A 474-nucleotide genomic window follows, 5' to 3' on the forward strand; every position below is an offset into this window, starting at 1 on the left:
GACCCCGATGCCATTCCCCGGCGGCACGGCGCTGCGCGGTCCGCTCTATGTGCTGGGCATGCTGTGGTATGCCATGCGGGATCGCATCAAGCATTGAGGGTCGGCGGGGCGGCGGCGAATTGCAAAACGCCGCGATCCTTCGCGCCCCCCTCAGTCCTGCCGGACATCCCCCCTCAAGGGGGGAGATTGGCAGATTGGTGGCTTCGCCCATTCCTGCGTCGTTGGAGATTGGCGAAAGCCGGCGTGACGTCCGATCTCCCCCCAAGAGGGGGAGATGCCCGGCAGGGCAGAGGGGGGCGCTGTCCCGCCGACGGTGAAGGTTGTTGGAGAAGGCCTCTTAAACCACAAAAAAATCTTCAATCCGCTGCCTGGCCTCCAGCAGCACCGGCAGAATCTCCCGTTCCATCTCCGCGACCGAAAACCGCGCCGACTGCGTCGAGACGTTGATGGCCGCGACCGTGCGCTCTGCCCGGT

General features: G+C 65.2%; 1 pseudogene. It reads right to left on the bottom strand.

Annotation, left to right across the window (positions count from 1 at the left end):
- Nucleotides 1-337: 337 nt before the first annotated feature.
- Nucleotides 338-474: pseudogene (locus tag EN914_RS37960) on the bottom strand (IclR family transcriptional regulator); the annotation flags it as partial.

This window comes from Mesorhizobium sp. M7A.F.Ca.CA.001.08.2.1 (assembly GCF_003998455.1).
Taxonomy (GTDB): Bacteria; Pseudomonadota; Alphaproteobacteria; order Rhizobiales; family Rhizobiaceae; genus Mesorhizobium; species Mesorhizobium ciceri.